The sequence below is a fragment of the Geodermatophilus sp. DF01-2 genome (assembly GCF_004571065.1).
Lineage (GTDB): Bacteria > Actinomycetota > Actinomycetes > Mycobacteriales > Geodermatophilaceae > Geodermatophilus.
In genome coordinates, this window is sequence record NZ_SPQN01000179.1 from 1 (window position 1) to 1,567 (window position 1,567).

The 1,567-nt window shown below is 75.8% G+C and carries 2 protein-coding genes and 1 pseudogene; 1 reads left to right on the top strand and 2 read right to left on the bottom strand.

All coding sequences use genetic code 11. From position 1 onward, the window contains the following. Positions 1-4: 4 nt before the first annotated feature. Positions 5-325 (bottom strand): hypothetical protein, encoded by a 321-nt coding sequence (locus E4P41_RS21690; RefSeq protein ID WP_135143253.1) that lies wholly within the window; start codon positions 323-325, stop codon positions 5-7. Positions 326-418: 93 nt separating this feature from the next. On the opposite strand from E4P41_RS21690, the gene E4P41_RS21695 reads away from it, so the two are divergent. Beyond that, positions 419-988 carry a type 1 glutamine amidotransferase domain-containing protein gene (locus tag E4P41_RS21695; protein WP_135143254.1) on the top strand — a complete coding sequence of 190 codons (570 nt, stop codon included), beginning with the start codon at positions 419-421 and terminating at the stop codon, positions 986-988. A gap of 170 nt (positions 989-1,158) precedes the next feature. Here E4P41_RS21695 and E4P41_RS21700 read toward each other — a convergent pair. Further along, positions 1,159-1,567, bottom strand: a pseudogene (locus tag E4P41_RS21700) (hypothetical protein); the annotation flags it as partial.

Sequence of the window (1,567 nt, forward strand, 5' to 3'; positions counted from 1 at the left end):
GATCTCACCGCCGCGGCGGACCAGGCCGGACAGCAGCGCCTCGCCGATCTTCCCGCCGCCGATGATCGCCAGCCCGGAACGGCCGGTCGACCGGCACGGTCAGCTCGCAGCGGCCGGCCAGCCCGGCCCCGGCCACCCGGGCGACCAGGTCGCGCAGCTCACCGGCGGGGTCGGCCGCGTCAGCGGCGGGCGTGTGCACGAGCGCGACGGAGCAGCCGGCCGCGACGACCTCGGCCGCCGTCCGGACGGCGTCGTCGACCCGCGGGCCGGCACCGGAGAGGGCGCCCAGCAGGCGGCGCACCGGCGATGTGATCTGCGTGCGCACGAGGGGAACCTAGTGCTCGGGGCGCGTGTCCTCCCCGGGGGCGGGGTAGCCGTCGCCGCATGGCGGGAGGACTCGCGGGGTAGCCGCGCCCACATGGCAGGTGCACTGAACGGAATGAGAGTGGCCGTCCTCGCGGCCGACGGCGTGGAGCAGGTCGAGCTCGACCGGCCGTGGCAGGCCCTGGAGGAGGCCGGCGCCCAGCCGGAGCTGGTGTCGCTGGAAGCCGGTGAGATCACCGCCTACGACCACATAGACAAGGGCGACACCAAGAAGGTCGACGCGGTGGTCGCCTCGGCCGACCCGGACGGCTACGCCGCGCTGGTGCTGCCGGGCGGCGTCATCAACGGCGACTTCGTCCGCGCCGACGCCGACGCGGTGGCGTTCGTCACGTCGTTCTTCGACGCGGGCAAGCCGGTGGCCGCGATCTGCCACGCCCCCTGGGTGCTCGCCGAGGCCGACGTCGTCCGCGGGCGTCGGATGACCTCCTGGCCGTCGCTGCAGACCGACCTGCGCAACGCCGGCGCGAAGTGGGTGGACGAGGAGGTCGTCGTCGACGGCAACCTGGTGACCAGCCGCAAGCCCGACGATCTCGACGCGTTCACCGCCGCGATGGTCGAGCAGTTCGCCGCCGCGGAGGAGGTCGACGACGCCGACGAGAGCTGAGGACGGCGACCCCGTCCCGGTGGCCCCGTCCAGAGGCTCGCCGCACGCCTGGTGACGTGCCGGAACGGCCCCTCTGCAGGTGGAAGGACCCCCTCCTCCCCACCGCTCGCACGCTCGCGGCGGGACCCGGGAGGGGGCCGGGGCGGCGGGCAGCGGGGTCCTTCTCTCCTTCAGCCGCTGGAGAGCAGGCCGGCGGCGGGCGCGATGGTGAGCAGGGTCCCGGCGAACACCAGGACCGCCACCAGTCGCACGCCGACCGGCTCCCGGTCCTGCCGCTGCCGCCACGCGCCGACGCCGCCGACCAGCCCGGCCACGGCCACCGGGGCCAGGACGACGGCCAGGTAGGGCAGCTGTTCCCAGAGCACGGTGAACAGGAAGTAGATGCCGACGCCGGCCGCCAGCGCGAGCACCAGCTCGCCGCCGAAGCGCAGCCACGCCAGCGCACCCTCGCGGGGAGCGAGCGCCTCGTCCTCGAGCAGCGGCGGGTCGTCGGCCCGGACGACGGGGATCGGGCCGGTCGACGGCGCCGGGGCGGCCCTCGCCGTCCCGCTGCGGGCGGCCCCGGCCGGGGCGGAGATC

What these genes read in the sequence shown, in the direction of transcription:
- E4P41_RS21695 (WP_135143254.1), top strand. Translation starts at nt 419, where the DNA reads ATGGCAGGTGCACTGAACGGAATGAGAGTGGCCGTCCTCGCGGCCGAC.